Annotated in this window: 3 protein-coding genes; 2 read left to right on the top strand and 1 reads right to left on the bottom strand. The window is 64.5% G+C overall.

What is annotated here, in order from left to right; all coding sequences use genetic code 11:
• On the top strand, positions 1–357 hold a 357-nt coding region (locus tag H1Y01_RS00560; RefSeq protein WP_180538149.1), incomplete at its 5' end, for a nucleoside hydrolase.
• 499 nt (positions 358–856) lie between these two features.
• Here the strand turns inward: H1Y01_RS00560 and H1Y01_RS00565 are convergent.
• Positions 857–3,415, bottom strand: a complete 2,559-nt coding sequence (locus tag H1Y01_RS00565; protein WP_180538150.1) for a PIG-L family deacetylase — start codon at positions 3,413–3,415, stop codon at positions 857–859.
• A gap of 357 nt (positions 3,416–3,772) precedes the next feature.
• Here H1Y01_RS00565 and H1Y01_RS00570 point away from each other — a divergent pair.
• Positions 3,773–4,050: hypothetical protein (locus H1Y01_RS00570; protein WP_180538148.1), on the top strand; the 278-nt coding region annotated here is incomplete at its 3' end.

The following is a 4,050-nucleotide window of genomic DNA, read 5'->3' on the forward strand; positions in this document are numbered from 1 at the left end:
TGCAAGCTGCAGGGCGCGGACCTCGATCGGTTGAAGGCGGCCCACAACCCGGCGTCGCAGTTTCTGATGCAGCTGATCGGGCTGTGGCAATCCGCGAACCCCGGCCAGTTCCCGACGCTGCATGACCCGCTTGCCGTGGCGAGCGTCATCCGGCCGAATCTGATCGAGACGCAGTCCGGCGCCGTTCAGGTCGAAACCAATAGCCCGCTCACGAACGGCATGACCGTGTTCCGGCCCGACGCATCGGGCGGGGGAACCACGCGCGTCGCAACCGACGTGAATGTGCGCGATTTCCTGGACCTGTTTCTGGATCGGCTGGCTGCTGCGCCCCGGCCTAAGCAGGTCGACGTCCGATGATATTTGAAGTCAACGTTAGGCAGCCAACGGTACCCGACCGTTGCGGCGAGCAAAGCGCGTTCGGTATGCTTAGAGGTCCGAGGATATGCAAAAAACGCTGCTGCTGTGTGTGATCCTTGCCAGCCTGAAGAGCTGCACGCCAAGCCAGAATCAAGCGATCCGGGCGCGCGAAGATCGCCCGTATCCCGATCCGACCCTCGGTACCGACAACCGAGAATCGCAGTGGTACAAGACGCAGATTCTAGCGTCTCCGTCCACCGCTGGTCCGGCAGGCGCGCCGGCGGCCAATCTTCCCGCGCAACTTCCGGCCAAACCCGTTCCTGCACATCGCGCTAGCCCCGCGGTGTCTCCCGGGGCGCAAACACCTGCGGGAAAGTCAGGTTTGTAAAGGCTCAGGCGCCCCTTGCGGGCGACCAATCCCTAACCAACTATACACCCGATCCGGCTAAAATCCAGCCTCCGGTCAACGCCGTGAGGGCGCCGGCAACAACGCGAACGGTTATTTTTCCGCCGTGACTCCAGCCGCGTTGAGGGTCTTGCCGGCGCTCAGCAGGTTGGCGAAGATCCGATACGCGCCGGGAACGCCGGCGGGGAGTTCCCGGAACCACGAGTACGCCGTGAACACGTAAGCGCCCTTGCCGTAGCGCGCGTAGAGCAAGCCGCCGGGCAAAGCCTCCTCGCCGGCGTCATGCGTGGCGAGCGCGGTGACGTAGTGCTTGTCCCACTTCTTCGCGAAGTAGAGTCCGCGCTCCTGAATCCAGCCCTTGAAGTCCTGCATGGTGATCTGGTTCGGCGTGGTCAAGAGCGGGCTTCGCGCGTCCAGCAGCGTAATCGGAGAATCCTCCTCGACCACGCGATCGGTAGATATCTCAAGCGGGAACGGATGGAGAAAGCCCGGCTGCGTGGACTCGCCCGTGAACCGCGAATACTTCAGCACGTTGTACTGAACCACCAGCGTTCCGCCGTTGCGGATGTATTCGAGCAGCCGCGGCTCGGCCGCTTTCAGATCGGCGCGCACGTTGTAGGCGCGAACGCCGGTTACGATGGCGTCGAAGCGCGAGAGATCGGTGCGCAACAGGTCGGCTTCGGTCAGCAACTCAACGTCGCATCCCATTTGGCGAATGGCGTCGGGTACGGCATCGCCCGCGCCCATCACGTAGCCGATGTTATGCGCAAGCACGTGCAGATCGAGCGGCTCCAGCGCGCCTTCGGACGGCTGGAAGATCACCTGCGGCTCGATGTGTTCATGGTCGATCCACTGCATGCCGGTCGCGATCTCGCGTCCGTTGTCCATAGCGACGGCCTTGAACCGGTCGCTCGCGGTCCCTCCCTTCGGAGGGGTCACATCGAAGGCCAGTTCGAGCTGGTTGCCGCGTTCGTCAAGGTTGAATTGACTGGTATCGGGGTGCGCCGTCCATTCTTTGGGGACGCTCAGCTTGACCGTCCCGGATTCCGCGCCCGCTTCGGACCGAACCTGCAGCGTGACGCGCCGCGGCTCACCGTTGGGGAACAGGACCGCGCGCTGCGGGAGATCGATCGACAGGGGCGGCACGACCTCGATCGGCCGCGTCAGTTCGCCGCGAACGGGGTCGACATAGCGGAAGTGCACGGGCCGTTTCAGCCGAACTTCGGCGCCGCCGATGGTCAAGTCGAATTCCGCGGTGAGCACGGGGATGGGATCGGGACGTCCGATCAGCTTCTGATCGCGGATGACATATCGGTCGCCATTGCGCGGCTCGATGAGCCAGAAGGGCTGCGAGTAGCCCGCGTCCGAGGGGATCGGCGCATCGACCTTCTTCTCGGCAGGCTGGTCATCGCCGAGTGCTGTACCGACCGCCTGAGACTGGTCGCGGCCGAGGCCCGCCACCGTGACTCTGTTCCACCGCACGTCGCCGGGTAGCCGCTTCAGGACGGAGACCGTGATTTTGAAGGCTGAACCGGGCGTGGCCGCATACGCATCGGCCGTCGCATCGGCCCAGATGCCGGAGCAGAGTTCCAGCAGTTTTTCGATCTCGGCCAACTTCTCCGTGGCCCAAGGTTCGCCGGCGCGCGCAAGAGCTCGCGCCTGCTCCGCGGCCTTAGCCAGCATCGGGACGATGGCTTGCGGATGCGTGGGCGAATACGTCGCGGCGGCGTCATCGAGCAACGCACCGACGGCACTCCCGCCGGGGATGCGGTTCCACGTCGTGTCGATGCCGTCGAACAGGTCTTGCTTCGCCGGGTCGCCTTCCACCGGGACGAAGTAGTCGGGAGCCGGTCCGCGCTGGAGAGGGACGCCCATGCCCTGGCTGCGATGCTGGCTGCGGCTGAGGCTGGCCAGCTCCGCGTACGAACGGCCCAGCACCGGATCGAACGCACCGGCGTCTACCGTGATCCGGTTGGGCGTCGCTTCGGCTTTCTTCTTCTGTTCCGGCGTGAAGGCGAACGCATTCCAGACCAGCCGTTTCGCCTTCCAGGGCTTGACCCACTGCAGTTGCTCGGGGAAGCGCGTCGGATCGCCCGAGATTTCGTACGCTTCTTTGCCCAGGATCGCCGACGCCTGGTGATGCCCGTGCCCGTCCTGCGGGGTGCCGGAGAAGCGCAGGATGATGACGTCCGGCCGGAAGCTGCGAATCACCCAGACGATATCCGAGAGGATGGCGTCATGACCCCACTTCTCGATCGCTTCCTTGGGGCTCTTCGAGAAGCCGAAGTCGACCGCGCGGGAGAAGAACTGTTCCGCGCCATCGATGCGGCGGGCGTTGAGGAGCTCTTCGGTTCGGAGCATCCCCAGCGCATCGCCCTGTTCCGAGCCGATCAGATTCTGGCCGCCCTCGCCGCGGGTCAGCGAAAGATACCCGGCGCGCAAGTGCCGTCCGCGCGCGAGCCAGGCGAGGACTTGGGTGTTCTCGTCGTCGGGATGCGCGGCGATCATGAGCGCGCTGCCGACGTGACGGACCCGCGCCAGATCGTCCTCGATCGTCTCCGATCCAGGGGCCGCGGTTTGAGCCGCGCACAGGCGGGCTAGAAATAATGCTAGAGGGGCGAGTCCCCGTACGCTCGCCTGGGTCCTGATCATCTATTGAAGATGTTAGTCGATCGGGTTCGGCTTCCGACAAAGCGGCCTTTCGGAGCCGCGAAGCAAAGGAGCGGACGATTGCGGCTGCGGAACGTCGGTATCGCCAACGAACAACCGCTCCGTCACCGTCGCGGCTCTGTAACGCAGTGATTTTTTACTGAGCCGCGCACGTGAGTAAGCCGGGGATGTCTCGGAGAGGCATCGGCAGGACTAGTCCGATACCGAGCCGCGACGGTGACGGAGCGGTTGTTCGTTGATATCGACGTTCCGCAGCCGCAATCGTCCGCTCCTTTGCTTCGCGGCTCCGAAAGGCGGCTTTCCCGGAAGCCGAACCCGATCGACTAACATCTTCAATAGATGATCCGGACCCAGGCGAGCGTGCGGGGGCTCGCCCCTCTTATTGCATTCGTTCTTGCGCGCCTGTGCCCTGCTCAAACCACGGCCCCGGGATCGGAGACGATCGAGGACGATCTGGCGCGGGTCCGTCACGTCGGCAGCGCGCTGATGATCGCCGCGCATCCCGACGATGAGAACACCCAAGTCCTCGCCTGGCTCTCGCGCGGTCGGCACTTGCGCGCCGGGTATCTCTCGCTGACCCGCGGCGAGGGCGGCCAGAATCTGATCGGCTCGGAACA

This window comes from Nevskia soli (genome assembly GCF_903970205.1).
Classification (GTDB): Bacteria; Acidobacteriota; Terriglobia; order Bryobacterales; family Bryobacteraceae; genus Bog-113.

Excerpts from the sequence above, each read along its gene's own strand:
- H1Y01_RS00565 (WP_180538150.1), bottom strand. The coding sequence starts at position 3,415 with ATGATCAGGACCCAGGCGAGCGTACGGGGACTCGCCCCTCTAGCATTA.